Source organism: Oleiphilus sp. HI0086 (genome assembly GCF_001635225.1).
Map to the genome: position 1 here is coordinate 1 of NZ_LWFZ01001154.1, position 746 is coordinate 746.

Annotated in this window: 1 protein-coding gene; it reads right to left on the reverse strand. The window is 49.3% G+C overall.

From position 1 onward, the window contains the following. Nucleotides 1-746, reverse strand: a 746-nt coding sequence (locus A3756_RS20315) for an FAD-binding protein (protein WP_156490639.1), incomplete at both ends; no start/stop codon positions are given.

Consider the following 746-nt stretch of genomic DNA (forward strand, 5'->3'; position numbering starts at 1 on the left):
AGTATTTCCATAACCATTGAACGCGCAACAACGTCACGACCAGCAAGATCTTTAGCGTTAGGTGCGTAACGTTCCATGAAACGTTCGCCTTCGCCATTGATCAGGTAACCACCTTCACCACGACAACCTTCTGTTACCAGTGTACCCGCTCCAGCGATACCTGTTGGGTGGAACTGCCACATTTCCATATCCTGCGCTGGGAAGCCAGCGCGAAGCGCCATCCCCATACCGTCACCAGTATTAATCAAAGCGTTAGTAGTCGACTGATAAATACGACCAGCACCACCCGTCGCCATAACAGTTGCCTTAGCCTTAACGTATACACGCTCACCTGTTTCAATACAGATAGCAATGACACCAACCACTGCACCTTTTTGGTTTTTCACCAAATCGACTGCATACCATTCATTAAGAAAGGTAGTGCCGCCCTTCAAGTTGCCCTGGTATAGTGCGTGCAATAGTGCGTGACCTGTACGGTCAGCAGCAGCACAAGTACGTGCAGCCTGAGTCGGATTATCCGGCCCTTTAGACTGGCCACCAAACGGGCGCTGGTAGATACGACCTGCTTCAGTTCGCGAGAAAGGCAAACCCATATGATCCAATTCAAATACAGCCTGAGGGCCAACTGAACACATATATTCAATTGCGTCCTGATCACCGATATAGTCTGACCCTTTAACAGTGTCATACATGTGCCAGCGCCAATCATCATTTGGATCCGCACTTGCGATCGCACAAGTTATACC